The sequence below is a fragment of the Enterobacter sp. Ap-1006 genome (genome assembly GCF_011752835.1).
In the GTDB taxonomy this organism is placed as follows: domain Bacteria; phylum Pseudomonadota; class Gammaproteobacteria; order Enterobacterales; family Enterobacteriaceae; genus Cedecea.
Window position 1 is genome coordinate 482,953 of the sequence record NZ_VWWU01000003.1, and the last position, 26,143, is coordinate 509,095.

Annotated in this window: 18 protein-coding genes; 9 read left to right on the top strand and 9 right to left on the bottom strand. The window is 57.3% G+C overall.

The annotated features are described in order from the left end of the window. Positions 1-227 precede the first annotated feature (227 nt). On the bottom strand, positions 228-1,253 hold the full coding sequence (locus F3J28_RS10500; RefSeq protein WP_166875622.1) for a lytic transglycosylase domain-containing protein: 1,026 nt from the start codon (positions 1,251-1,253) through the stop codon (positions 228-230). A 199-nt stretch (positions 1,254-1,452) separates the two neighbouring features. Between F3J28_RS10500 and F3J28_RS10505 the strand changes: the two genes are divergently transcribed. Beyond that, entirely contained in the window at positions 1,453-1,953 is a 501-nt protein-coding gene (locus F3J28_RS10505) for a lytic transglycosylase domain-containing protein (RefSeq protein WP_166875625.1), read from the top strand. Positions 1,954-1,993: 40 nt separating this feature from the next. Here the strand turns inward: F3J28_RS10505 and F3J28_RS10510 are convergent, their stop codons facing one another. After that, on the bottom strand, positions 1,994-2,419 hold the full coding sequence (locus tag F3J28_RS10510) for a type III secretion system chaperone (RefSeq protein ID WP_166875628.1): 426 nt from the start codon (positions 2,417-2,419) through the stop codon (positions 1,994-1,996). A gap of 4 nt (positions 2,420-2,423) precedes the next feature. After that, on the bottom strand, positions 2,424-7,916 hold the full coding sequence (locus tag F3J28_RS10515) for an AvrE-family type 3 secretion system effector (RefSeq protein ID WP_286178113.1): 5,493 nt from the start codon (positions 7,914-7,916) through the stop codon (positions 2,424-2,426). Between the two features lie 288 nt (positions 7,917-8,204). Between F3J28_RS10515 and F3J28_RS10520 the strand changes: the two genes are divergently transcribed. From F3J28_RS10520 to F3J28_RS22480, 3 genes are all read left to right on the top strand, one after another. Beyond that, on the top strand, positions 8,205-9,326 hold the full coding sequence (locus F3J28_RS10520) for a ribosomal protein uL16 3-hydroxylase (RefSeq protein WP_166875630.1): 1,122 nt from the start codon (positions 8,205-8,207) through the stop codon (positions 9,324-9,326). 780 nt (positions 9,327-10,106) lie between these two features. Then, positions 10,107-10,862 carry a MerR family transcriptional regulator gene (locus F3J28_RS10525; RefSeq protein WP_166875633.1) on the top strand — a complete coding sequence of 252 codons (756 nt, stop codon included), beginning with the start codon at positions 10,107-10,109 and terminating at the stop codon, positions 10,860-10,862. Positions 10,863-10,984: 122 nt separating this feature from the next. After that, complete coding sequence (locus F3J28_RS22480) at positions 10,985-11,077, top strand: YohO family small membrane protein (RefSeq protein WP_409335219.1); 93 nt, start codon at positions 10,985-10,987, stop codon at positions 11,075-11,077. On the opposite strand, the gene F3J28_RS10530 is transcribed toward F3J28_RS22480, so the two are convergent. The 4 genes from F3J28_RS10530 to osmF form a co-directional block, all read right to left on the bottom strand. Beyond that, positions 11,058-11,789, bottom strand: coding sequence for an ABC transporter permease (locus F3J28_RS10530; RefSeq protein WP_039291356.1), 732 nt, complete (start codon positions 11,787-11,789; stop codon positions 11,058-11,060). The two genes, F3J28_RS22480 and F3J28_RS10530, sit on opposite strands and share 20 nt — an antisense overlap. After that, complete coding sequence (locus F3J28_RS10535) at positions 11,773-12,720, bottom strand: ABC transporter ATP-binding protein (RefSeq protein ID WP_166875636.1); 948 nt, start codon at positions 12,718-12,720, stop codon at positions 11,773-11,775. The genes F3J28_RS10530 and F3J28_RS10535 overlap by 17 nt, the downstream gene beginning before the upstream one ends. Continuing rightward, the gene (locus tag F3J28_RS10540) at positions 12,720-13,871 is read right to left on the bottom strand and encodes an ABC transporter permease (RefSeq protein ID WP_502706899.1); all 1,152 of its coding nucleotides are present in this window, start codon (positions 13,869-13,871) and stop codon (positions 12,720-12,722) included. The genes F3J28_RS10535 and F3J28_RS10540 overlap by 1 nt, the downstream gene beginning before the upstream one ends. Positions 13,872-13,989: 118 nt before the next feature. Beyond that, entirely contained in the window at positions 13,990-14,901 is a 912-nt protein-coding gene (gene osmF, locus F3J28_RS10545; RefSeq protein ID WP_166875639.1) for a glycine betaine ABC transporter substrate-binding protein OsmF, read from the bottom strand. Between the two features lie 260 nt (positions 14,902-15,161). Here osmF and F3J28_RS10550 point away from each other — a divergent pair, with 260 nt between their 5' ends. Beyond that, positions 15,162-16,580: a glutamine synthetase family protein gene (locus tag F3J28_RS10550; RefSeq protein ID WP_166875642.1), complete on the top strand. Its 1,419-nt coding sequence runs from the start codon at positions 15,162-15,164 to the stop codon at positions 16,578-16,580. 42 nt (positions 16,581-16,622) lie between these two features. Beyond that, positions 16,623-18,044 carry an alpha,alpha-trehalose-phosphate synthase (UDP-forming) gene (locus F3J28_RS10555; RefSeq protein ID WP_166875645.1) on the top strand — a complete coding sequence of 474 codons (1,422 nt, stop codon included), beginning with the start codon at positions 16,623-16,625 and terminating at the stop codon, positions 18,042-18,044. A 726-nt stretch (positions 18,045-18,770) separates the two neighbouring features. Here the strand turns inward: F3J28_RS10555 and F3J28_RS10560 are convergent. Further along, complete coding sequence (locus F3J28_RS10560; RefSeq protein ID WP_166875648.1) at positions 18,771-19,346, bottom strand: YceI family protein; 576 nt, start codon at positions 19,344-19,346, stop codon at positions 18,771-18,773. 277 nt (positions 19,347-19,623) lie between these two features. On the opposite strand from F3J28_RS10560, the gene F3J28_RS10565 reads away from it, so the two are divergent. Beyond that, positions 19,624-20,487 (top strand): dioxygenase family protein, encoded by an 864-nt coding sequence (locus F3J28_RS10565; RefSeq protein ID WP_166875651.1) that lies wholly within the window; start codon positions 19,624-19,626, stop codon positions 20,485-20,487. Between the two features lie 44 nt (positions 20,488-20,531). Next, entirely contained in the window at positions 20,532-21,815 is a 1,284-nt protein-coding gene (folC, locus tag F3J28_RS10570; protein ID WP_166875654.1) for a bifunctional tetrahydrofolate synthase/dihydrofolate synthase, read from the top strand. A 75-nt stretch (positions 21,816-21,890) separates the two neighbouring features. On the opposite strand, the gene bglX is transcribed toward folC, so the two are convergent. Further along, positions 21,891-24,188 carry a beta-glucosidase BglX gene (gene bglX / locus F3J28_RS10575; RefSeq protein WP_166875657.1) on the bottom strand — a complete coding sequence of 766 codons (2,298 nt, stop codon included), beginning with the start codon at positions 24,186-24,188 and terminating at the stop codon, positions 21,891-21,893. A gap of 176 nt (positions 24,189-24,364) precedes the next feature. Here bglX and dld point away from each other — a divergent pair, with 176 nt between their 5' ends. After that, entirely contained in the window at positions 24,365-26,098 is a 1,734-nt protein-coding gene (dld, locus tag F3J28_RS10580) for a D-lactate dehydrogenase (RefSeq protein ID WP_166875660.1), read from the top strand. Positions 26,099-26,143: the final 45 nt, after the last annotated feature.

Below are 26,143 nucleotides of genomic sequence, written 5' to 3' on the forward strand. Positions count from 1 at the left end.
AGGTCGCTATGGAAACACCCTTTTCTTTTTGAAATATATTTCACTTTTAGTATTTATGTTTAATTGGGAACATTCCTGGACGCATTTACTGCGATAAATCACGCTATTTTAGCTTGTCAAAGAAATAAACTGCTTTGTAACTAAAAAAAGCAGCCACCCTCTTTGGAGAAGTGGCCACTGAATTACCCCATTTTGTAAAGAAACGGGTAAAAATTACCGCTTCACAATCAGGCGAATTTCGCCATGTGGCTGTTCACTTCGTTCACGTAGTTAGGGTCGCCTAAAGAGACGCTGGACAGGTTGTGCAGGTTCACCTGATCGTCGCCGGAGTTATAGGCGCGCAGCGCGGCATCATAGCTGCCGAATTTCTCTTTGCCTTCTTTAAGCATTAACGCCGAACACATGATCTGGTTGGCCGGTGAGTTCATGTCGCTGCCGAGCTTGTCCGGGTATTTGCTTTGCATCGCCCGGTAAGTGTCCGGGTTGATCTGGTTCATGCCGCTGTCGGTCAGGCCGTTGCCAGGGTTGGTGGATTTGGCATTCACGTCCCCACCGGATTCCTGCATCGTCAGAGCGGCTAAAAGCTTGGCCGGAACGCCGGTTTCTGCGGAGGCTTTTTCATATTCTCCCCCGAACTGGGAAACAATTTTTTGCAGCGTTGGATCGCTGGTTTTCAGGCTGGTGTCGCCCGGCGGCAGGCTATCCGCAGACGGCCCGGACGCACCGGATGGACCACCAGAAGGCGCGGCCGCGAGGTTATTCAGCGGGCGGCCAGCATCCCCGGCGCCATCGCTGCTGCCGCTGCCCATGCCAGAACCTGAGCCGGAGCCGGAACCAATGCCGCTCGCCGGTGAAGAGGAATCGTCGTCACCCTTACTTTGCCCGGTGTTCATGTGGAAGAGCTGCATCAGCTCTTTCAGGAACTGCTGCAGCATCTGCTGGAGTTCCTGCATCATGCTGTCGGCGGAACCGCTGCCGCTGCCTGACGAAGCATTCGCCGGGTTCGTTGCCGGGCTGTTATTACTGGCCGGTGAGTCGCCGAAGTTAATCGCCGAAGGCTTGTCCGCCGCGCCCGTGTTGGCAAAGTTCAGCGCCAGCGGGATCGCCAGCGTGTTCCCGCCGTTATTCAGCAGCAGTTTGGCGGTAATGCTGTTACTGCCGTTCTGTGAGTCAGGTGATGCCCCGTCCAGGCCTGGAAAATGGTTTTCCGGCAAAAGCGGTGAGAACCCGCCCGGTCCTGATGATATCTGCATACAACACACTCCCCTAAGTGATACCCAGTAGCAATAACCGGCCGCCGCTTAACCGCGCAATGACGCTTAGTTTTACCCACGCCCGGAATGTTCAACTGAGTGAGAGGCAGGGGTAAAGAGTTCCTTATATGGCGAAAAATGGGAACCCAAGTGCGCTTTTCGCCACACATTGCCTGTAAGAATTAGAGGAGATAACGCGATGCAGACCAAACAATGGCGCTGGGGACTTTTACTGCTTAGCCTGCCGGCCCTCGCCCAGGCCGAATGCTTTACCCGCGTGGGGCATGCCTTTGGGATTGCTCCCGCATTGCTGGAGGCCATCGCCTGGAAAGAGTCGAAATTTAGTCTCTCGTCGGTGAACGCCGCCAACTCGAACCACACCGAAGACGTGTGCATGATGCAGGTGAACAGCGTGCATTTTGGCCGGTTGAAGCAGCTGGGCGTGACGCGTGACAACCTGCTGCACGATCCCTGTACCTGCATCGCCACCGGCGCGTGGGTGTTACACGGGCTGTTCCGCCAGTATGGCCGCTCCTGGAATACCGTCGGCATGTACAATACCGGCCCGTCGGAAAAGCGCCGCCAGCTTCGAAGCCGCTATGCGGATGACGTCCAGCGTATTTATAAGATCCTGCAAAAGCAGCAGCCCGTGCGGCGTGAAGAGGATCTGTTTGCCAGCAACGAGGCTGCAGGCCAATAAAAAAACCGGGATATTTCCCGGTTTTTTATTTCTATCAATATCAGCGCGGCGTGGCCGCCTCCAGCAGCGAAGGCAGCTCGGCAATAAATGCTCTGACCTCGCCGCACTGGCTGATAAAGGCGTTTAACCAACCCGCAAACCGCTCGGCGTCCAGGGCAAACATTTCGCACTGAGTGCAAAGCCGAATGGCATTTCCCCCATCGAGCGCCAGCCAGCAGCCACGCATCGCGTTCATTTCAAAGTTCATCGCCAGCAGGTTCGGCAGCAGCGCCGCATCCTGCCCGGTTAATTCCCCTACCCGGCAATGCAGCACCACCGCGCTGCTGTCCGGCGGCAGTTCAATCACCGCCGCCTCTTGCTGCTGCGCATCCGTTAGCAGGCATACACCTTCTTCCAGACGAAGCGAGATCTTGTGCTGTTTTCCCCAGGCATCAAGCCACTGTTGAAGCTGCTGTTGCATCGTCATTTCCTTATCCTCCTTTCACCATAAATCCTGCCTCGGCGGCGTCTTGCAGCGCCGATTTCACTTCTTTTTCTGCCTGGGCCACGCCACCGTCCACGGTGTAGCTGAGCGGCGCGCTGTCGTCGTCGCCGTAGCTAAAATTGATGGTGCCCAGATTTTCGTTCATCGACAGCGACACGCCGTTAGAGCCGCCGAGTAAAAATGACGGCGTCGAGAACCCATCGGATTTGCTCTGCGTTTTGGTAAACGCGATAGATTTCAGTCGCAGTTTGTCGCGATCTTTTAACAGATCGACAATTGAGTCCTGGGTGACTGTATGGTTTGCCCACTGGTCAGCCAGCTTTTCACGCGGCTTGGTTTTCAGCTCAAGAGAGACCACCGCCTGGGAACTGCTGTTATCCTGCAGCCCGCGCAGAAGCGCTTTCAGCCGGTAATCCTCGCCCATCATCTGGGTAATGCGGTCGGCGTTACTCGGCGAAAACTCACCTTCCATAAAGTGGCGCATGAAGTGGAACAAGCCGTTGTTGTCGATGCGTGAAAGGTTCTTATAGGTGGACTGGTATTCCGCCTTGTTCACCAGCTGCTGCTGGTTGAGCACCGCATTTTGCTGGCGCACGGTTTGCTGCAGCGACTGCAGCGCCGCCTGCGGGCCGTTGCCCGTCAGCTCGTGGTGCCGCGACGGCGGAATAAAGCGGGCAAAGTGGGTTTCCAGCTTGCCCAGCCGCTCTCCGGCTGACATCGGCAGGCGTGGAGCCCCTTCTGCCGGCGTGAGTTCATCCAGAAGTTGGCGGCTGGCGAGGTCGGTAAACTCGCCGCGTAGCCCGGTGATAAGCGCATCCACCTCGGCATTGGTCGGTTCCGGCTGCGTATTCTGCACGGAAAGCGAGTCGGCCTGCTGCTGCCGGGCGGTCAGCTGCTGCAGCGTGTCGAGCAGCGGACGGCGCGCCTTCGCGTTATCGGCAGGCGGATACCAGCGTGTAAAATGGGCATCCAGCTGGCTGAGCTTATCTGCCACGGAGATCGGCAGCTCCCCTTCTTTCGGCTCCTCTTTCAGTTTGGCCAGCAGCTGCGTGGAGGCACTGTCGGTAAACTGCTTGCCCAGCGTGGTCATCAGTTTTTCCAGGTGAACGCCCTCCACCGGCTGGGCATTTTTTAAGTCTACGGTGAGGCTGTGCGTCGTCCGGTTGTTGATTGACAGCTGCACGCTGGCCCCGACGCCGACGCCCACCGAGAAGGGATCTTTATGCTTCGGCTGAAGGGTGGTGCTGACCGGAATGGCGATGTTAGCCCCGGCGCTCATCTGGTTAAATGCCCTCAGGCGGTGGTCGCTGTGGCTGACGCCCTGCCCTTCGGCGTTGCGAGAGTCCGTTCGTTCGCGGCTGCCCGCCAGCAGGTTAGTGTTGGCATAGACGCCGCCGCCGAGGCGGGCGCTGGTCGGGAAATCTTTCTCATGGCTGTCGGTAAACGGGAAGCCAACGCTCGCCAGCGCGGCGGCGTTGATGTCCACGCTGAAGCTCTGCGTTGCGCCACTTTTCACGCTGTGGTTGGCACCCCGGTTCAAAAACTCCAGCGGATCCAGCGTGCCGCTGCTCAGCTGTTCGATAAACCCGGGGATTTCGTGCTCCGCCAGTTCAAACGAGACGCCGTGCTGGGACTGAAGCTGCCCGCCCAGCGTGACGCCGCCGCCAAGCCGCACGCCCTGCGACAGCGGGTGTTTATGATCGCCGTCGAGGTAGACTTTGTGGGTTTTGTTGTAGTCGGTCAGCACGTTGTAACCGACGCCCACAATGCCGGTTGCCGACACGGCACCGGTGCGCCCGAAGCTGACGTTAATTCCCGTGTCGCCGCGTGAAAAGCTCATGGTGTAGCCACGATCTGCCCCCACTTTGCCGCCAACGCCCGCCACAACCTGAGTGCCCGGCGCCACCGTGGCGGTGGCAGACGCTCCATAGGTGCGGCTGAACGCCAGGTTTTCGCCGCTCTCCAGCGAGAGCACGGTGGAGACCATTTTGTCCTGCATTTCGCGCTGGCTTTCCGCCTGCATCACGGTTTTGGTGTTGATGTTAACGCCGTGGTTTTCTTTGCTGAACGCCTTGGTCATTGCCTTGATGGCGTCGTAGTTGGCCTCCAGCGACTTGTGGTTACCGAAGCCCTGGGTGGTGACCGTTTTAATCACATTCCCGCCCCATTCGCTGTCCCTCAGCCGGGCTACGTTGGCGGCAATTTCCGTCATTTTGGCCGAACGCTGAGGTTCACTCAGCAGCGAGGCCTGCTGCAGTTCATCCACCGAATCATGCAGGGATTTCAGCGCCAGCACGTCCAGCATCACCCTGGATTTCACCAGCCCGATGTCGTCATGGATATCACGTTGCCGCCCCATCGGGACCTGTTCTTTCTGGTGGTTAAGGGTGATCTGCCGCGCCTCCAGCTCGGCAATAATCGCCCCCGCATGGTTGCTTTTATCGGCCGGGTAGCGCCGTAGCAATTCGTTCAGTTGCCCGGTCAGGTTATCCTGACGGCTGCTCGACGGGTTCAGCGCCCCGCTTTGGCTGTGGTTCAGGCCAAAACGAGAAGGCGTGGCCTCTTGTCGACGTTCATCACGCACGCCATAGTGCTGGCCGATTTGCTCGCAGAAATGCGTGCTGCTGTCGGAAAGCTGGCGCGCAAAGCCGCTCATCTCTTCCAGCAGCGCTTTTTCCTGCGGCTGCCACTGGCGCGCCGCTTCCCCGCTCATGATCTCGAGGCGCTGGCTTAAGCCAGGGCGCGGGGCCGCTCTGCCCGGCTGCTGCGAGAGCGCCTTCAGCCGCTGGGTCAAATCCCCTTGCTGCTGGTAAACGTCTTTCAGCCCTTCGCGCCCGGCGTAGCGGTGCTGAATAGAATAGGCGGCGGTTTTTACCGGGCGCGGCCATTCCAGCGACGGGCGGAAGACAAACGTGCTCAGGCGAGTGCGGAACGAGGTCCGAACCTGCTTGCCGTCCTGCCCGGTCTGGCCGAGGAAGTTTACTTCGCGTTTGAAGGTGATTCCGGTGCCCGGCAGGCGCCAGTCTTTTGACGCTTTAGTCAGACGCTCGTAGTTCTGGGCTGCCATGTTGGGTTCTGCCACTGGCGCGGTCACCGGGTCGCCTTTTTCCCAGGCCCCGGCTTTGAAGACAAACGTATTCCCCTGTTTATCCAGCGCGCTGATTTGCCCTTTAGCCGAAGTTTGCAGCGCGGTGAGCTCAGACTGGCTACCGTCTTCATTGGCTGGCAAAACAGCCTTCGCTAATCCGTCGGCTTTGCCGCTGTTCCAGGCGTTTTCCGGCAGGCTGAACAGGCTCCCTTCTTTGCTTAACAGCCAAAGCTGCTTGTCTTCACCGAGGGCGAGATCGCTGACTTTTGCCGCATCCTCTTTCCCCGCGCTGCCGGGCACCAGCTTCTCAATTTGCTCTTTCAGTGTTGTCTGGCTTAGCGTCTGGGTGGCGCGCTGATTGCGGCGAGTGGTGGTGTCTATGTGGTGGAAGCCGATATCGCCTTGTTCGTTCACCGCCAGATAGCGGCGGCTGTCGATCGCCGTGAACGCCTGCGCTTTCTCGGCTTTGTCCAGCCCGGCCGTGGCCAGATCGGCGCTTACGCTTTTGGTCACCTGCGGCAGCGCAAAGACGTTACTGCCGTGGTCGACTTTGTTACTGCTCAGGTTGACCTTGAGGCGCTTCAGCTCGCCGTCTTTAATCAGCCACGGCTGGCCGTCCAGGCCGCACTGCAGCTTGTCCGCTTTTTCGTCGGATGCGGCCCACAGGCCGGTGGTTTCGTTGAAGTAGTGCACTTTGCCGTCGTGCAAAGCCAGCTTGCCGAGCCGCCCGAGATCCACCACATCATGGGCGGCAGGCGTGACCTGCGGCAGCCCTTTTTGGTAGTCCAGCACCAGGCTGTCGCTGAGGTTCCAGCTGCTCTGCGGCTTGAGATCGCCGCCGTGCCAGTGGAAGGTAATGGCGTGCTTCTGGTCGTACTTATCCTTCACGATAAGGTGCAGGCGATCGGTTTCATCGGCCAGCATATCTTCAATTCGCGCGCCATCCTCTACGGTTGCGGTTACGTATTGCGTGATGTTATCCAGCAGCGGCTTGTGCCGGGCTTCCCCAAAGGTCAGCGCCGTGCTTTGCTCATCAGGTTTGTCGCCGCAGTGCAGGCGGCCATTGTTGTCCAGCGCAAACAGCAGCGGGCCATGTAACGCCGTTTTTTTCAGCGTCATGTTCTCGGGCAGCGTCAGCATTTTGGGCTGGGGATCGGTCGACGCCAGGTTGGCCACATAGGCCACCTGCGGCTTCTTCTCGTCGTCGCTCAGCAGCACCAGGGCATCGCGCTTCGGGCCTACCGCATAGTGATCGATTTTGTGCTCAAAATTGACCTTGATCGTGTCACCCACGGCGCTGCCAAGCTGTTTGTCGTCGTTCACTCGCCACAGCATGCCGTCGCTCTGGCGCGACAGGGAGGAGAGTTTATCGTCCTCGCCGGAGAGCGATTGCCAGGCGTTGGCGGCGCTGTCAAAGCTATAGAGTTTTTTGTCGTGCAGACGGTAGCGCGTGCCGTCGCCGTCGGTGACGCTGTCCGTCAGGCGGTCGCGGATGCCCGTTTCCGGCAGACGCACTTTCTCACCGCCAATCTCGACGGTCTGGCGGTCGTGCCAGGAAAGATGCTGCCCGGCGGGCGCCAGGCTTTGGCGGCGCATAAATCCCCGATGGGGATGATGTACTTCCCGCCACTCCACTTTTTGCTGACTGTGGCTGAGGGCAATAAACGCGCCGGGCTGGCTGCGCAGCGTCATCAGCCGCCCTTCTTTATCCAGCAAAACATGCTGATGGCCGTCGTCGCTGGCCAGGTGGTTTTGATAACGCAGGCGGTCATGGCCGATGGTTTTTTCCATCAGGGCATGTAGAGGCGCAGAGGTTGCGGGCGTATCGATCTCCAGCCGCCCTTTTTTATCGAGCGACAGCCGGGTTTCCAGCAGCATGTTCTTTTCAGGCTCAATCTCCAGCGGCAGCTCGGCAAAGTGGCTGCCAGGCGTTCCGACTTCATTACTGGGGATGGCGTTCGGGTCGGACACATCCGGCTGACTATAAACGCTGGCGGAGCTGGCGCTGGGCTGGCTGTAGAGGCTTGGACTAGTGGCGCGAGAAGCATTGGCGCTGGCCTGGCTATAGAGACTTGGGCTGCTGGCGCGCGAAGTGTTTGCCGTGGCGGGGATCGTGATTTGCGTGGCTTCTTGTCCACCGCGATGCCGCCCTAAAAAACGGCTGAACATGCCTTTTTGCGGCGTCTGAGCATTTGTCGCGCTCTGCCTTAACCCTCCAGGGGGCAGTGTAGCGCCCGCTTCGGCATGCAGTGACCCGGACGCGGTTTGCGTGGGTGCCGCCTTGCCTTGTTTTATCGCGGTGGCGCGTGACCGCCCCTGCTGTAAATCGGTAATTTCCCGGTCGCTTATGGCTCGCCCTGGCTTGATAAAAGCCGATATTCCTAATCCCATGCTGTTACCCCTTAACAGTCAAACACGTTCTCCGCTTAGTCAGTGGTAAGAATTCAGTTCCGGTTCCAGGCTAAATTTTCTTTAACTCTGTGTAAAACCAGACAAAACCAGCCACAGCAAGGGCTGCAGCCCGGTTAAACGCTTAAATAAAATCAGAAAAAACCGATAGCCCCGGCGTTTTCTGGCCGGAGAAAAAGCGGGAATGTTGCGGCAGATTGACCCATGACAAGGTCGGCGGCGGACGCCGCTCCCTATAATCGGCCTCCTTCCGCACAGGGGTAAATAACCGTGGATTATCAACTTAATTTCAACTGGCCAGAGTTTATGGAAACGTACTGGCAGAAAAAGCCGGTAGTGCTCAAAAATGCGCTGCCTGATTTTGTCGACCCTATCACGCCCGACGAACTTGCCGGCCTGGCAATGGAAAATGAAGTCGACAGCAGGCTGGTCAGTTTTAAAGAGGGGAAATGGCACGCCAGCAATGGCCCCTTTGAACACTTTGATAATCTCGGCGAGACTGGCTGGTCGCTGCTGGCCCAGGCCGTTAACCACTGGCACGAACCCGCCGCCGCGCTGGTGCGCCCTTTCCGCGTGCTGCCGGACTGGCGGCTGGACGATCTGATGATCTCGTTTTCCGTGCCGGGCGGCGGCGTTGGCCCGCATATCGACAACTATGACGTGTTTATTATCCAGGGCATGGGCAGCCGCCGCTGGCGCGTAGGCGATAAGCTGCCGCTGAAGCAGTTTTGCCCGCACCCGGCGCTGCTGCACGTAGAGCCGTTCACGCCGATCATCGACGAAGATTTAGCCCCCGGAGATATCCTCTATATTCCGCCGGGCTTCCCGCACGACGGCTTCACCCATGAAACGGCCCTGAACTATTCCGTCGGCTTCCGCGGGCCAAACAGTCGCGACTTAATCAGCAGCTTTGCCGATTACGTACTGGAAAATGACCTCGGCGGCGATCACTACAGCGACCCGGATCTCACCTGCCGCGTAAACCCTGGCAAAGTAGAAAACTACGAGCTGGAACGCCTACGCGACATGATGACGGCGTTGATTAGCCAGCCGGAAGCGTTCAATCAGTGGTTCGGCAGCTTTGTGACCACGCCGCGGCACGAGCTGGATATTGCTTCTGCAGAGCCGCCTTACGAGCCCGAAGAAGTGGCCGCCGCGCTGGCTGGCGGAGAAGAGCTGATTCGCCTGAGCGGGCTGCGGGTATTGCAGGTTGGCAAGGGTTTCTTCGTCAACAGCGAACCGCTGGACGTTAGCCATCAGGCCGCCGCCGTGTCAATGTGCCGCTATACCCGGCTGACCAAAACGGAGCTGGGTGCCGCCGTGGAGGATGACGAATTTATCCGCCAGCTGACGGCGCTGATTAACCAGGGGTACTGGTACTTCGAGGATTAAGCCGGTCCAGAGCTGTCTCTCAGTCATAAATAGGCGTTATGAAAGACTGGCTAAAGTTCCGTTCACTTCCATGTCTGTTTTATATACAGCCCCGCACGGGTGAAAGTGTCAGGGAGATAACGCCATCTCCCTGACAACCCTGGCGCCCGGCGAGCTCCTCGCCTCTGAAGCGGTAAACCCAGCGGCTATCACCCAAACATTCGGGGTCGTTGAAAAATGACCGGGAATACGTCTTCCCCTCACCCCGGCCCTCTCCCCAGGGGGCGAGGGAGAAAATACCAGGTCAGAACAGAACACAATCTATTCCCTCTCCTTTCCAGGGAGAGGGCTAGGGTGAGGGTAAAAAAAAACCGGAAGCTATTCTGCAGGTTAAGTCAGGCCAGGAAATACAGCGAGGCACGGTTCCGGCTTAAATCGCCTCCGTTTTCTCTCCGACTGGCCAGGGTCCGGGCGTCGGGAACGGCCGGAGGCTGAGAGCGTCGGGAACGCATCTCAGCCGACCCAGGACTGGGAGATAAAACGGAGGTCTGCCGCTTCAGCGGTCGATTTATTTGGCCGGGAGTCCGGGGTCTCGGGGGAGTGACGGTGACTCCCCTGAGACGTTCACTGACTCTGTAATGACATATAAAACAGGGCTGAAAGTGAACGGAACTCGAGCCGATCCTTCATAGAACATATTTGTGGCTAAGTACTGCAGCACAACGCCCACTCAAAGAAGCCAAACTCACCAGAACTTACTACAGTTAGTAAGGGCCTCCCCTTAAGGTATCAGGTGACGTTATGGCGCTTTATTCCATCGGAGAAGTGGCTGCGCTTTGCAATATTAATCCGGTAACCCTCCGGGCCTGGCAGCGGCGTTACGGGTTGCTCAAACCTAAGCGAAGCGACGGTGGGCATCGCCTGTTTGACTCCGCCGACATCGAGCGGATTCGCGAGATCCAAACCTGGATCGAGCAAGGCGTGCAGGTCAGCAAAGTCAAAAGCCTACTCAGCGGTGAAAACCGGGAAAAAGAACACGCCTGGGGAGAGCGGCAGGAAACGCTGCTCCGCCATCTGCAAAGCGGCAACCCCAACCTGCTCCGCGCCTGGATAGCCGACATTGGGCGCATCTATCCGGCGCACACGCTGGTGCAACATCTTTATCTTCCGCTGAGACGCCGCCTTTACGGGCAGCAGATTGCGCTCTGCGCGCTGCTTAGCCTGCTGGACGGCGCTCTGATCAACTATATCGCGATGTGTATTGCCACCGCGCGCAAGCAAAATGGCAGAGATGCTTTAGTCGTGGGCTGGAACGTGCAGGACACAACGCGGCTGTGGATGGCGGCGTGGATTGCCAGCCAGCAAGGCTGGCGGGTCGACGTGCTGGCTAATTCGCTGAGCAGCCTGAAACCGGAGATTTTTGACCGGCAAACGCTGCTGGTCTGGTGCGGTGACTGCCCCGGAGAACGGCAAATAGACCAGATTGAATCGTGGCGCAGCGCAGGGCTGCCCGTTTTTGTGCTGGGCAACGTTGAGCGCAGACAGCCCACGGACTGACGGCAATAAAGAGGGAAAATGGGCTTTTTCCCTCTTCGTCACAATCAAAGGTTCATTAACAACCCCGCTTCCCTTTATAATCGCTTCGTTAACAAACGGAGCAACGGATGAAACTGTCAAAAATGGCCCTTGTGGGCGGAATGCTGGTTATGGCGATCGGCGGCATTGGCGGCGTGATGCTGGTCGGCTACATCGTTATTTTGCATGGCGCGTGACGTAACTTTCCAGGCGCTCAAACAGGCGGTCAGTAACAATAGCCGCCAGCGCCACCAGCACCGCGCCCTGAATCACATAGGCGGTATTAAAGCCGCTTAGCCCGATAATAATCGGTGACCCGAGCGTGTTAGCGCCCACGGTAGACGCGATCGTCGCGGTGCCAATATTAATAATCACCGACGTCCTGATGCCCGCCAGAATAACCGGCGCGGCGAGCGGCAGTTCCACTTTCCGCAGCATTTGCCCGCGGCTCATGCCAATGCCAAGCGCAATCTCGCGCGCGGATTCAGGCACCGCCCCAATCCCCGCCAGCGTCCCCTGTAAAATCGGCAGCAGGCCGTAAATCACCAGCGCGATGATCGCCGGCTCTTGCCCGAACCCCATCACCGGCACCGCCACGGCTAAGACGGCCACCGGCGGAAAAGTTTGCCCGGCGGCGGTAATGGTCTCCACCAGCGAACGAAACTCCTCCCCCGCCGGACGCGTGACCAGAATCCCCAGCCCCACGCCAATCACCACCGCAACCACGCTGGAAATGCCCACCAGCGTTAAGTGCGCCAGCGCCAGAGAGACAAAGCTGTCCTGCTGGTACATCGGCCTGGTCAGCTGCGGGAACAGCCAGCTAAACAGCCCGCTGGTGTAGGGCAGCAGCACCAAGAGCGCAGCAAAAAGCGCGATAAGCCACAGCAGAGGATCACGCAGCAGGCGCATGTTCTCTCCTTCTGACCAGGTCGCTAAAGTGCAGCACGCCGCAGGGCTGATTCTGGGCATCCACCACCGGCAGTTTTTCGCACTGGCGGTCGATAAACAGCGAGAGCGCTTCGCGCAGCGTCATGTCTGCCCGAATAGGTTCCCCTTCCAGGCGTTCATCGGCGCGAATGCTGTCCGCGACGTGGCGCAGCGAAAGCAGCCGGACGCCAAGCTCGCTGCGGCCAAAGAAATCACGCACAAAGTCGTTGGCCGGGTTAGTCAGCAGCTCCAGCGGCGTTCCCTGCTGGATAACTTTGCCGCCGTCCATCAGCACGATGTTGTCGGCCAGCGTTAAGGCCTCGTCAATGTCGTGGGTCACCAGCACGATGGTGCGCCCCAGCAGTTGATGAATGCGGATCATCTCCTGCTGCAGCGTCGCACGGGTGACCGGGTCCAGCGCACCAAAAGGCTCGTCCATCAGCAGCACTTCCGGGTCGGCCGCCAGCGCACGGGCCACGCCCACGCGCTGCTGCTGCCCGCCGGAAAGCTGGTGCGGATAGCGGTCGCGGAACTGCGCGGCGTCCAGGCCTAACAGCTCCAGCAGCTCGTCAATACGTTCGGCAACTCTCGCCTTCGGCCACTTCAGCAGCTCAGGCACCGTGGCGATGTTCTGCGCCACCGTCCAGTGCGGGAACAGGCCGATGGACTGAATGGCGTAGCCCATGCGGCGGCGAAGCGCCTTCGGGTCAAAGCTGCGGATTTCTTCCCCGGCAAAGCGAATGCGCCCTTCGTCGTGCTCTACCAGGCGGTTGATCATCTTCAGCGTGGTGGACTTGCCTGAGCCGGAGGTGCCAATCAGCACGGTGAATTGCCCTTCACGGATGTTCAGCGTCAAATCACTGACCGCCGCTTCGCCGTGGAAGTATTTGCTGACGCGATCGAACTCGATCATTATTTTGCCTCCAGCAGAGAAATAAACAGCTTAAACAGCGCGTCGACGATCACCGCCAGGGCGATAACCGGCATCACGCCAAGCAGAACCAGATCCAGCGCGCTGCTCAACAGCCCCTGGAAAATAATCGAGCCAAATCCACCTGCGCCAATCAGCGCGGCGATCACCGCCATGCCGATAGTCTGCACGCAGACCACACGCAGGCTGCGGAGCAGCACCGGCAACGCCAGCGGCACTTCCGCTCGCCAGAAAATTTGCGCCCGCGACATGCCCATGCCCAGCGCGCTTTCCACAATGTTGCGCGGTACCTGCTGCAAACCCGCCACCACGCCACGCACCAGCGGCAAGAGCGCATAAAGCACCAGCGCAATCAGCGCAGGCGCGACGCCAATCCCGCTCACGCCCATTTTCCCCAGCCACGGCAGCCAGGCGGCAAGACCCGCCAGCGGCGCAATAAGCAGGCCAAACAGCGCCACGGAAGGCACCGTCTGGATCACGTTGAGCAGAGAAAACACGCCGGATTGCCAGGCCGGGCGGCGATAGCAAAGGAGCCCCAGCGGGACGCCAATCAGCAGCGCCGGAACCAGCGTACCGGCCAGCAGAGCCAGGTGGCGGCTCAGGGCATCGTCAAACACGTCCTGGCGGTTGACGTACTCCTTCATCAGCGAAAGATCGCTGAAGTAGCCGGTTGCCAGCAGCGCGACGGGGACGATCCAGACCTGGAGATTCAGCAAGAGCCGCCATAAAGGGCTGGCCGTGAGTCTGTTAGCCGCATCGGCGCACAGCAGCAGGCAAACTGCCAGCATCAGCCACAGCCCGCTGCCGGGGGAAGTACGCGCGAGGGAACTGCCCTCCAGGGCAAGCTGGCTCGCGGTGTGCCCCAGCAGTAATAACAGGCCGATAAACAGCAGTTCGCCGGTGGCAATAATTACCAGCTGAGTGAGGGCGCGGCCGGGGGCCAGCGTCAGGCCAGCCAGCATCAGAAAAGGAATCGCCAACCAGTAATGCAGCGTGCCGGGCAACTGGGTGATACCCAGCGGCTCGCCGGAAACCAGGCGGTTAGGCGCGTTGTTGATGATCGGGAGTAACATCAAGGCGGCCGCCAGCAGTAACACCAGCAGCAGCAGTACCCTGTTATGAATTTTTAGCAAACGTCATTCCAGCAGATTGATGACAAACAGCCGACAACCGGCGTTGTCGACTGTTTGAGGCAGACCAAATAACGACGTGCATTTCGGGCTTTGAAGCACAATGCACGCCGCCAGCAGGCTATTTAACAAAGCCTTTTTGCTTTAAATAATCAGCGGCCACTTTTTTGGCATCCTGACCTTCCACGGCAATCTTCGCATTCAGCTGCTGCAGCGTTTTCTGGTCGAGGGAAGTAAAGACCGGTTTCAGCCAGTCGCCAATTTGCGGGTACTCTTTCAGCACGGCCTCACGCACTACGGCAGTTGGCGCAGAAACGGCCTGCACGCCTTTCGGGTCGGTGAGCGTTTCCAGGCCCAGGGCCGCAACCGGGCCATCGGTGCCGTAGGCCATCGCGGCATTAACGCCGGAGGTTTGCTGTGCCGCTGCTTTAATGGTTACTGCGGTGTCGCCCCCGGCCAGGGAAAGCAGCTGGCTTTGTTCCAGCTTAAAGCCGTAGGCTTTTTCGAAGGCCGGCAGCGCGTCGGAGCGCTCGATAAACTCGGCGGAAGCCGCCAGCTTAAAGGTGCCGCCCTTTTTCAGGTATTCGCTAAGATCCGCCAGGGAAACCAGGTGGTTTTTCTCCGCCAGGTCCTTACGTACCGCGATGGTGTAAGTGTTGTTGGCCGGGGCCGGCGTCAGCCAGACCAGGTGATTTTTGTCGTAATCCAGTTGCTTAACTTTTTCATAGCCCTTCTGGGCATCTTTCCAGGCCGGATCGTTTTCAGTTTTAAAGAAGAACGCGCCGTTGCCTGTGTATTCCGGGTAAATATCCAGCTCGCCGGAGGTAATCGCCCCGCGCACAACCGGGGTGGTGCCGAGCTGGACTTTATTCACGGTTTTTACATCGTGGCTTTCCAGCACCTGCAAAATAATATTGCCGAGCAAAGAGCCTTCGGTGTCAATTTTAGAGCCGACTTTCACCGGTTCCGCCGCCTGCGCGCCTGTTGCCAACATCACTAACCCTGCCAAACCCCAACGTGTTGATATGTTCATAGTTATTCCTCGTTGTTCTTTACTTAAAAATCATGCAGTAAACAAAGAATAGCCGAGTTTGAATCGGCTGGGGAAAGCACTAAGCGGTATATGATATGCGAACTCGTTTGGACAGGCGGACAGCCGCAGGTGCCGGGCTAAATCCCCACACTTATTGCCATTTATACTTTTTTTACCCACCGCCTGGGCTTTTTTACCTTCTTTTTATACGCCAGTGAATATGCTCTTTTCGTCGCCGAGAGGCTTAGAAAAAGACCGCTATGAACTCACTCATTCACCACTCACTCGTTAAAAACATTTTTACGCTTTTCGCTTTTCCGCAGGCCTCATCCAATGAAGAATCCGTCGGCCAGTCAGTGCGGCAAAAGCCAGCGGCGGAGCGAGCTAAAGAGTTTGCCGAAGAGGTACAGCGCTACCTGCAGCGTCACCCCGACACAAAGCACGTTGATATTTACCTCAATGACGTCAACGGAGCTTTTCGCGGCAAGCGCATCGCGGTAGACAGCCTGCTGTCGCTCTCTGCCGGCTGCTATTTCCCGCAGTCCGTTTACGCGATGGATCATGAGGGCAAGCCGTTTAGCCAGGCATCAGCCAGCGTGGAATACGACGAGCCAGACGGGCTTTGCCTGCCGGTGGCGGGTACGCTGCGGCCCTGCGCCCACGACCCGAAGCACAACGCGCAGCTGCTGTTAACCATGAAGCAGAGCGACGGCAGCGGCTACGCGCTGGAACCCAGAGTGGTGCTGGAAAATGTCCTGCAGAAGTTTCATTACCACGGCCTGTACCCGGTCGCCGCGCCGGAAATAGAGTTTTACCTGGTCAGCAAAGCCCAGCAGGACGTGCCGGCCCAGGGCTGCTTTTATATGCCCGTCCCTTCCGATTACACCGCTTTTATTGAAGCGCTGGAGCAGGCCGCCGCCGAGCAAAAGCTGCCGCTGAGCGGTATCGTCTGCGAAGCGGAAGCCGGGCAGTTTGAGCTGAACCTGAAGCATGGCAAAGACATCGTCGGCGTGTGCGAAAGCGTGCTGGCGCTACGCCGCCTGACCAGCATCGTGGCCGATAAGTTTGGCTATCAGGCCAACTTTATGGCGAAGCCATTTTCGCACCTGGCCGGAAACGGCCTGCATTTTCATATCAGCCTGAACGACCGCCAAGGCGACAACGTTTTTGCCTCCCCGGCGGAAAATCTGAACGAAATGACCCAGCTCTGCCTGGCGGGGATGCTGCAAACAATGCCCGCCGCCGTGGCCATTATTGCCCCGCACGTCAACTCTTTCAGGCGGCTGCGCAAAAACCTTACCGAGCCGCTGTTCAGTTCCTGGGGCTACAACAAACGCAGCGCCGCCCTGCGCATTCCCTGCTCTGACGACGGCAACCGCCGCATTGAGTACCGCCTCGCCGGGGCCGACGTGAACCCGTATCTGGCGATGGCCGCCATTCTGACCGGCATGCTTTACGGCCTGGAAAATATCGACAGCGATACCCTGAAAAATTCGGCGCTGTTTGCCCCTGAGCTGCCGCTGTTCCAGCACGTCGCAATCGATGAGTTTCAGCAAAGTCCTTACATGACCGAAAGCCTGGGAGAAGCGTTCTCCCGCCAGTGGGTGACCCACAAGCTGTCGGAACTGGCGTGGTTTGAAACTATCGTGACCCAGGAAGAGGCGGTGCTGTCCCGCTAACGCCCGTGTGCTCTTAACCTGAATGCTAACCTGAGGTGATGTATGTCTCGTCTTATCATGCTGTCTAATCGCTGCGAACCAGAACGCGGGCAGCGCGGCGATCCTCTGCTTCCGGTACTTCATGCCGTTCTGAAGAAACATTCGGGCCTGTGGTTTGGCTGGAACGGTGAAATAGCCGCAGGGAACAGGCAGAGAAAAGAGCGTTTTTTCAGTCAGTCGGGCTACCAGCAATACAGCTGGGCGCTGACCCCCAACGAGTATGACAACTTTTACCAGGGCTATATTCATCAGGTGCTGTGGCCGGTTTTCCACAATCGCCCGGATTTGATCCACTATAAAAAAGAGTATTTCACCACCTGGAAAAATTATAACCATGACGTGAAAGCTCGGGTGGCCGCCAAAATCGAGCCTGACGACCTCGTCTGGGTACAGGACTACCATCTGTTGTTCACCGGCAAGATGCTGAAAGAGGATGGCTACACCAACCGCTGCGGCTTTTTCCTGCATCAGCCCTTTCCGCCAGGCGATGTGCTGCGTTCGGTACCCGAGCACGACAGCCTGATGCTGGCGCTGTTCAGCTACGATCTGCTCGGCTTTCAGTCGAGCGGAGATGTGAATAATTTCCTCGCCTATGCGCTGCGGTTTTACCGCGTGGAGCGGCTGGCGGATAATCTTATTCAGCTCAACGGGCACATTATCCGGCTGGGGATTTTCCCCTGCGGCGTGGATAAAACCCTGCCGCCGCTTTCGCACACCAACGCCGAAGCTGTGCGGAACTACCCTCGCCAGATTGTGATCGGCAACGACACGATCAGCGATATCAGCGGCGTGCACTGCCACCTGAATACGATGGAAACGTTTCTAAGTTCACACCCGGAGTACCTGCGTGACGTCAGCCTGTTGCAAATTTCTGACGCTTCAAGGGGCTATTCGTGGTCGGCGCGGGATCTCTGCGACCAGCTGGAACGCCAGTGCGCAGAAATTAACGCTCGCTTTGGGGATGCGACCTGGTACCCCATCAACTATATTCGCAACCATCTTTGCCACTCAGATTTGATTCACGCGTTTTACCGTAACGCCCACGTGGCGATGTTCACCCCACTTTCTGAGGGGATGAGCCTGGAGGCGAAAGCTTTTGTTCTCGCGCAGGATGCCGAAGACCCCGGCGTACTGATGCTGTCGGCCCTGACCGGCACGGCGGAACAGCTGACGGATGCGGTGTTGATCAACCCCTACGATGCCAACGAAGCAAGCCATGCGCTTTATTCCGCGCTGACGATGCCGCTGCACGAGCGAAAACGCCGCCACCAGCAGCTGCTGGCGAAAGTGGAAAGGTACGACAGCCAGTGGTGGGCCAGAGCTTTTATTGATTCGCTCAGCGCTGCGCCTGCTCCAGCGCCTGCCACAGTGATTCCTTTACGCACTTCCCACCACGGGATTTTTACGCCGCAGAATTTGTATTGATGGTCAGAGTTGGACGCTTTGCACCACTTATATATTGTCTATTTCGGGAGAACTATTTAGCTCAGGCATAATTCCGTTCACCCGTAGATCTGTTTCCCCTTTACGTCCAGAGCACGGTGAACGTGTCAGAGGGCATTACGCCATGCCCCCTGACAACCCCCGGCGCCCGGCGAGCTCATCGCCGCTGAAGCGGTAAACCCACCGGCTATCACCCAAACATTCGGGGTCGTTCGCGATTCGTTCCCGACGATCGCTCTCTTTCGCTGCTCCCGGCAGCTCAACCCCGCCTGAGTTGGGTCATACCCGGGGGCGCTGAGAGCCGGGGACAAGGGCGTGGCTGTGAGACTTGCAGCGACAGTGACGTTCTGCGTGGCTGCGGGTTTAAAGCGAGGCACGGTTCCGGCTTAAATCGCCTGCGTTTTCTCTCCGACTGGCCAGGGTCCGGCCGTCGGGAACGGCCGGAGGCTGAGAGCGTCGGGAACGCATCTCAGCCGACCCAGGACTGGGAGATAAAACGGAGGTCTGCCGCTCACGCGGTCGATTTATTTGGCCGGGAGTCCGGGTTCTCAGGGGAGTGACGGTGACTCCCCTGAGACGTTCACTGACTCTGTGATGACATATGAAACAGGGCTGGAAGTGAACGGAACCTTAGCTGACTCTGCATGAATAGAGATTTTTCTGGCAGAAATACTCTCTGGCCAATCCCCTGCCACAGCAGATATGCTCCTAACCAGCCAGACTAATCCTCGCGCGGATTTTAATCTCAATCGCAATACTGTCATCCACCACGGCCTCAAATTTATCCATATTATAGGCGGCGCGGGAGATAACCGTTGTGGCACGTAATGAGAGGGCATTGTGGCCTGAAGTTAATGTGGGGGCGTTATCCAGACTCGCCTCCAAAACCACCGGACGCTGAACATTTTTTACCTGCAGCAGGCCGAAAATCCGGTAACGCCCGGCCCCCTGGGCCACAACCCTGGTGCTGCTAAACGAGAGCGTTGGGTAATGTGCGGTATCAAAGAATAGCCCGCTCTGCAGTTGATAAGTCAGCAGGCTGTTTGAAGCCTGCAGCGTTGCGGCCGGGATGCGCACGCTGATGCTGTCGTGCATGTCGTTCCCTGCATCCAGCAAAAGTGAGCCAGTGACACCGTCGAGGTGCGCCTGAGAAGTCCCGCCAAACGCGCGCCATGAAAGTTCTATCGCCGTTTGCGGCGTAAGGACGCTGTAGCTTTCCGGCGCGGCATAAAGCCAGGGGCTAATCGACAGACCGAGGATTATTTTGAGAAGAATACGAAGCATGGAGTATTTCCGGTAGCGGACATACTCAGCTAACGTTTCACTGCCGCATTTTATTCATTTTAATTTTTATTAATTTTTTGTTGATGCAATAAACTATAAAAATCAGACAAAACCGCGAAGCTAGACGTCTAACCCCTTAATAACCCCACAAAAACAATTAAACCAAAATTAATACACTTGATTACATTAATTCCAGAAGAAGATATTTAAAGTTTAAAAAGTCAGTGTCACATTGTGGGTCCCTACCCTACTCCTCGTGGCAACGAGACATAATAAAATGTTAAACATTGATGATAAAAATATTACCCAGGAAGTGCTTTCCAAAATTTCAATTCCCACCGACGACCGTATGCATACGATTTTTACCGGCCTGATCGAGCATTTGCATTCTTTTGCCCGGGATGTCCAGCTGACGGAGCAGGAGTGGGAGAAAGGCATCGAGTTTCTTACCCAGGTTGGAAAATATTGCAGCCCCGAGCGCCAGGAGTTTATTTTGCTTTCCGATGTGCTGGGATTATCTTCTTTGGTCATTGCACAAAATAATCGCAAACCCGCCGGATGCACGGAATCTACCGTATTTGGGCCTTTTCATGTGGCAGAAGCCCCACGGCTTGAACCGGGAGAAGATTTTTCACAGGGCGCGCCGGGCACACCGTGGTTTGTAAGAGGCAAAGTAACCGGGATCGGCGGGGAAACCGTTGCCAATGCAACGATTGATATCTGGCATGCCGACGGCGAGGGCCAATACGATGTGCAGGCAGCGGATATTCACGGACTTCGGTGCCGCGGCGTCATGAAAACGGATTCACAGGGAAACTTCTTTTTTAGAACCGTGGTTCCTGAGGCTTACGAGATCCCCAGCGACGGTCCGGTTGGCAGCCTGCTCGCCGCCCAGGGGAGGACCGCGTGGCGCCCGGCGCATCTGCACTTCATGATCAATGCCGAGGGATACCAGCGTTTAATTACGCATGTCTTTAATAAAGAGGATGAATACCTCAATTCGGACAGCGTATTTGGCGTCAGAGCCTCATTGATTGCCGACTGGGTTAAGCACGCGCCGGGCATAGCGCCTGACGGTACGTTTTGCCCGCAATCTTTCTGCACCCTGGACTTCAATTTCGTCCTGAATCCGGCCAGCTAAAGCGCCCCATCCCGCAGATTTTAGCGTTAACCAAGGAATATTTGATGAGCAACCGCACCCACATACCCGATCTCACCGCAGACTTACCCCGCTGGCTGGCCTATATCGACAGCCTACATTCACAGGTCATTGATATGGGCCTGGACAGAATCAGGGACGTGGCAGCCAAACTGAATGTCTTACGGCCCGCCCCTTTTGTCTTTTTGGTCGGCGGGACCAACGGCAAAGGCACCACCTGCCATACCCTTGAAAAAGTGCTGATGCTGTCAGGGCACAAAGTGGGCGTCTTCAGTTCCCCCCACATGATTCATTATAAAGAGACCGTGCGCATTCAGGGCCAGGAGCTGTCAGACGCCGCCCACATTGCTGCTTTTGTTGAAATTGAAAAAGCGCGCGAGGCCACGACGCTCACGCCTTTCGAGTTCAATACCCTAGGCGCATTTTGCCTGATGAAATGGGCTCAGGTTGATGTCGCCATCATTGAGGTCGGCATGGGCGGCCGGGACGATGCGACCAACATTCTCACGCCGGATGTCTCTGTGATTACCAACGTGGCACTGGACCATGAAGACTGGCTGGGGAAAGGCACCGAAGCCATCGGCGAAATCAAAGCGGGTATCTTCCGCCCAGGACGTCCGGCGGTGATTGGGCAAGCCCAGGCCCCGGCGTCATTGCTCCGCTATGCGGAACAGATTGGCGCGATTCCCCATCAGCGTGGCGTCAACTGGCAGGTCACAGAACGCGGAGATGCATGGGCGTTTAGCGATAACCTCGGCGAAATTGCGCCGCTGAGTCAGCCTAAAATGCCACGCGATAACGTGGCTACCGCCGTCGCGGCTTTACGCGCCAGCGGGCTTAAATTTGATCTTACCGCACTAAGTGAAGTCATTGATAAAGCCAATTTGCCGGGCCGTTTTCAGATAATTAATCATCAACCGACGGTTATTTTAGATGTGGCGCATAATCCTCACGCTGCGGCATATTTAGCGGAAAGATTGCGTAACTTCCCCATAAAGGGAAGGTACCTTTTTGTAATCGGTATGCTTATTAATAAAGATATCAACGGCACTATTGAACAGTTAAAAGACCTCAACGGAGAGTGGTATTGCTGTGGTATTCAGGCGGGCCCCAGAAGCTCTAAAGCTGAAGATATTGCTCAGTATTTACCGAAGGCAAAAAGCTTCCCGGATATTTTATCCGGCTGGGAAGCGGCTAAAGATGACGCCAGTGCCGACGATGTAATTGTCGTTTGCGGCTCATTCTATTCTGTTGCGCCAGTATTAAACGAGCTAAATATTGCCAGCGAACATCATCAGGGAATACGCTAATTTTCGGCTAAGCATTGATTACACCTAAAAAAACAGCCACCTTTAAAGGTGGCTGCATTCTAATAATGCTCTGCTTTATTTCAGCTCAAATTCACCCTGCTGCACTCGGGCAGAATCGAGGCCGATAAACACGTTGAACTTGCCCGGCTCCGCATCGTACTTCATCTTCGCGTTCCAGAACTTCAGGGCGCTGATGTCGATTGGGAAGCTGACCGTCTGGCTTTCACCCGCTTTCAGCGCCACTTTCTTAAAGCCTTTCAGCTCTTTTACCGGGCGGCTCATGGAAGCGGTCACGTCCTGCAGGTACATCTGCACCACGGTTTCCCCTGCGCGGTCGCCGGTGTTGGTAACGGTAACCGACGCTTCAACTTTACCGTCGCGCTTCATGCCTGGGGCGGAAAGCTTCACATCACCGACTTTAAAGGTGGTGTAGCTCAGGCCGTAGCCAAACGGATATAGCGGCCCGTTGGCTTCATCGAAGTAGCGGGAGGTGTATTTGTTCGGTTTTTCCGGATCGTACGGGCGGCCGGTATTCAGGTGGCTGTAGTACGTTGGAATTTGCCCCACGGAGCGTGGGAAGGACATAGGCAGTTTGCCGGACGGGTTGTAGTCGCCGAACAGGATATCAGCGACGGCGTTACCGCCTTCCGTGCCGCCGTACCAGGCTTCCAGCATTGCGTCCGCCTGCTGATCTTCTTTCACCAGCGCCAGAGGACGACCGTTCATCAGCACCAGCACCAGCGGTTTACCGGTAGCCTTCAGGGCGGCAATCAGGTCACGCTGGCTCTGCGGCAGCGTCAGGTTGGTGCGGCTGGAGGCTTCGTGCGCCATGCCCTGGGCTTCACCGACCACGGCCACGACAACGTCGGCGTTTTTCGCCGTCTTCACCGCTTCGTCGATCATCGCCTGCGGCGTGCGCGGGTCAACGGTGACCGCCGGTTCGTACTGGTTCAGGAACTCGACGATATCTTTTTCATCAGTAACGTTCGCGCCTTTCGCAAACACCACTTTGCCCTGCTGGCCGACGGCATTTTTGATGCCCTCCAGCGGGGTGACAGACTGCGCGGCCACGCCTGCGGCAGACCAGCTGCCCATCGCGTCACGCTTGCTGTCCGCCAGGGGACCAATCACCGCAATGGTGGAGGTCTTTTTCAGCGGCAGAGTCTGCAGGCGGTTTTTCAGCAGCACCATGCTTTCACGCGCCACTTCACGCGCTTCTTTGCGGTGCAGGCGGCTTTCAGCGTTGGTATCTACCGGGTCAGAGTCCTTCGGCCCGAGGTGACTGTACGGATCGTTGAACAGCCCCATGTCGTATTTGACGTTCAGCACGTGGCGAGCGGCGTCATCCAGCTCTTTCATCGGCACCGCACCGCTTTTCACCAGCTCCGGCAGGTACTTGCTGTAATACTCGTCGCTCATGCTCATGTTGATGCCGGAATTGAGCGCAATGCGCACCGCGTCTTTCGGGTCGCTGGCTACGCCGTGCTTGATAAGCTCTTTAATCGCGCCGTGATCGGAGATGGTGATGCCTTTGAATTTCCATTCGTCGCGCAGCAAATCCTTCAGCAACCAGCTGTCGGCGGAAGCCGGCGTACCGTTCAGGGAGTTCAGCGCCACCATCACGCCGCCGCTGCCCGCGTCCAGCGCGGCTTTGTACGGCGGCATGTAGTCGTTGAACAGGCGCTGAGGGCTCATGTCGACGGTGTTGTACTCTTTCCCGCCCTCGACCGCGCCATAGGCGGCGAAGTGTTTCACGCTGGTCATCACCGAGTAGCGATCCGCCGGGCTTTTGCCCTGCATCGCTTCCACCATGGTGCGCCCCATAATTGAGGTCAGGTAGGTGTCTTCACCAAAGCCTTCGGACACGCGGCCCCAGCGCGGATCGCGCGAGACGTCCACCATTGGCGCCCAGGTCATGTTCAGGCCGTCATCGGCGGCTTCATAGGCGGAAATCCGGCCCACGGTTTTGACCGCATCAAGGTTGAACGAGGACGCCAGGCCGAGGCTTATCGGGAAAACGGTACGCTGGCCGTGCACCACATCGTAGGCGAAGAAGAGAGGAATTTTCAGGCGGCTGAGCTGCATCACCTGGTCCTGCATGGTGCGAATGTCTTCGCGGGTGACGGTGTTGAAAATGGCTCCCACCTGCCCGGCTTTGATCATTTCGCGGATGGCTTCTTTCGGGTTATCCGGGCCGACGCTTATCAAACGCAGCTGACCGATTTTTTCATCGGTGGTCATTTTTTTCAGCAGGTCGGTGACGTAGGCATCACGCGCTTCCGGCGTTAAAGGGTGCGGGCCAAACATTTCGTCGGCCAGCGCAGGCTGCAGCGCCAGGCTTACGGCAATCCCTACAGAACAGAGCCATTTCATCAGATTCACTCTCACAAGCTTTTGTTAAGGCGTGCAGTTTGCCACATCGCCATCACGGTAAGAAGAGCATAGCCAAGCCTGGCTGCTGAATTCGTGGAGATTTCCTCGTTACGCTCACGTTTTTCGGCGCTATGCTTAACGACAGGCTTTTTGATGCCATCACAAGGAGTGGATCCATGTCTGTTTTGATGACTTCCGATAATAAAACGCTGATAAACGAACTCTCTCGCCACGTTGGCTCGCACCATGTTTTAACCGACCCGGCCAAAACGGCCCGCTACCGCAAAGGCTTCCGTTCCGGCCAGGGGGAAGCGCTGGCCGTGGTCTTCCCCGGCTCTCTGCTGGAGCTGTGGCGCGTATTAAGCGCCTGCGTCGCGGCGGATAAAATCATTATTATGCAGGCCGCTAATACCGGCCTGACCGAAGGCTCGACGCCCAGCGGCAGCGATTACGATCGCGATATTGTGATTATCAGCACGCTGCGCCTCGACAAGCTGCATCTGCTGGATAAGGGCGAGCAGGTGCTAGCCTACCCTGGCACCACGCTTTACTCGCTGGAAAAAGCGCTGAAACCACTCGGGCGCGAGCCGCACTCGGTGATTGGATCATCCTGTATTGGCGCTTCGGTAATCGGCGGGATTTGCAACAACTCCGGCGGGTCGCTGGTGCAGCGCGGCCCGGCATATACAGAGATGTCTCTTTTCGCGCGCATTGATGAAAGCGGCAAGCTGCAGTTGGTAAACCATCTGGGGATTAACCTTGGCACCACGCCGGAACAAATTCTTGGCGCGCTCGACGATGAGCGCGTGAAAGACAGCGACGTGCAGCACGATGGCCGCCACGCTCACGACCACGATTATGTCACCCGCGTGCGCGACGTGGAGGCCGACACGCCCGCGCGTTATAACGCAGATCCGGACCGCCTGTTTGAATCTTCCGGCTGCGCGGGCAAGCTGGCGGTCTTCGCCGTCCGCCTCGACACCTTCCCGGCAGAAAAGCGCCAGCAAGTGTTTTACATCGGCACCGACCAACCTCGCGTGCTGAGCGAAATTCGCCGCCATATTCTGGCCAACTTCGAAAATCTGCCGGTTGCCGGGGAATATATGCACCGCGATATTTACGACATCGCGGAGAAGTACGGCAAAGACACGTTCCTGATGATCGACAAGCTCGGCACCGACAAAATGCCGTTTTTCTTCACCATGAAGGGGCGTACCGACGCGATGCTCGACAAAGTGTCGCTGTTTAAGCCGCACTTTACCGACCGCTTTATGCAGAAACTCGGCGGCGTCTTCCCGGCGCACCTGCCGGAACGGATGAAAACCTGGCGGGATAAATATCCTCACCACCTGCTGCTAAAAATGGCCGGGGACGGGATCGATGAAGCCAAAGCGTGGCTGAGCGAATATTTTAAAACCGCCGAAGGTGACTTCTTCGTTTGTACTGCGGAAGAAGGCAGCAAAGCCTTCCTGCACCGCTTTGCCGCCGCCGGGGCCGCCATCCGCTATCACGCCGTGCATGCGGATGAAGTGGAAGATATTCTGGCGCTGGATATCGCGCTGCGCCGCAACGACGAAGACTGGTTCGAAGAGCTGCCGCCGGAGATCGGCGATAAGCTGATCCACCGTCTCTATTACGGCCACTTTATGTGCCATGTCTTCCACCAGGATTACATCGTCAAAAAAGGCGTGGACGTGCACGAACTGAAAGAGCAGATGCTAGCCCTGTTGCACGAACGCGGGGCGCAGTATCCCGCCGAGCATAACGTCGGCCATCTCTACAAAGCGCCGGAAACGCTGAAGCAGTTCTACAAGGCCAACGATCCGACCAACAGCATGAACCCGGGGATTGGTAAAACAACCCGGCGTAAAGGCTGGGCCGAAGACAACAGCGCGCAGGAGCACGGCTGACGGAGATAAGTTTCTCCTATGACGGGCAAACTATGTTTCGCGCTT

Excerpts from the sequence above, each read along its gene's own strand:
- F3J28_RS10560 (WP_166875648.1), bottom strand. The coding sequence starts at position 19,346 with ATGCTTCGTATTCTTCTCAAAATAATCCTCGGTCTGTCGATTAGCCCC.
- bglX (WP_166875657.1), bottom strand. The coding sequence starts at position 24,188 with ATGAAATGGCTCTGTTCTGTAGGGATTGCCGTAAGCCTGGCGCTGCAG.
- F3J28_RS10550 (WP_166875642.1), top strand. The coding sequence starts at position 15,162 with ATGAACTCACTCATTCACCACTCACTCGTTAAAAACATTTTTACGCTT.
- F3J28_RS10535 (WP_166875636.1), bottom strand. The coding sequence starts at position 12,720 with ATGATCGAGTTCGATCGCGTCAGCAAATACTTCCACGGCGAAGCGGCG.
- folC (WP_166875654.1), top strand. The coding sequence starts at position 20,532 with ATGAGCAACCGCACCCACATACCCGATCTCACCGCAGACTTACCCCGC.
- F3J28_RS10565 (WP_166875651.1), top strand. The coding sequence starts at position 19,624 with ATGTTAAACATTGATGATAAAAATATTACCCAGGAAGTGCTTTCCAAA.
- F3J28_RS10555 (WP_166875645.1), top strand. The coding sequence starts at position 16,623 with ATGTCTCGTCTTATCATGCTGTCTAATCGCTGCGAACCAGAACGCGGG.
- F3J28_RS10505 (WP_166875625.1), top strand. The coding sequence starts at position 1,453 with ATGCAGACCAAACAATGGCGCTGGGGACTTTTACTGCTTAGCCTGCCG.
- F3J28_RS10515 (WP_286178113.1), bottom strand. The coding sequence starts at position 7,916 with ATGGGATTAGGAATATCGGCTTTTATCAAGCCAGGGCGAGCCATAAGC.
- F3J28_RS10500 (WP_166875622.1), bottom strand. The coding sequence starts at position 1,253 with ATGCAGATATCATCAGGACCGGGCGGGTTCTCACCGCTTTTGCCGGAA.
- F3J28_RS10510 (WP_166875628.1), bottom strand. The coding sequence starts at position 2,419 with ATGACGATGCAACAGCAGCTTCAACAGTGGCTTGATGCCTGGGGAAAA.
- dld (WP_166875660.1), top strand. The coding sequence starts at position 24,365 with ATGTCTGTTTTGATGACTTCCGATAATAAAACGCTGATAAACGAACTC.
- F3J28_RS10530 (WP_039291356.1), bottom strand. The coding sequence starts at position 11,789 with ATGCGCCTGCTGCGTGATCCTCTGCTGTGGCTTATCGCGCTTTTTGCT.
- F3J28_RS22480 (WP_409335219.1), top strand. The coding sequence starts at position 10,985 with ATGGCCCTTGTGGGCGGAATGCTGGTTATGGCGATCGGCGGCATTGGC.
- F3J28_RS10525 (WP_166875633.1), top strand. The coding sequence starts at position 10,107 with ATGGCGCTTTATTCCATCGGAGAAGTGGCTGCGCTTTGCAATATTAAT.
- osmF (WP_166875639.1), bottom strand. The coding sequence starts at position 14,901 with ATGAACATATCAACACGTTGGGGTTTGGCAGGGTTAGTGATGTTGGCA.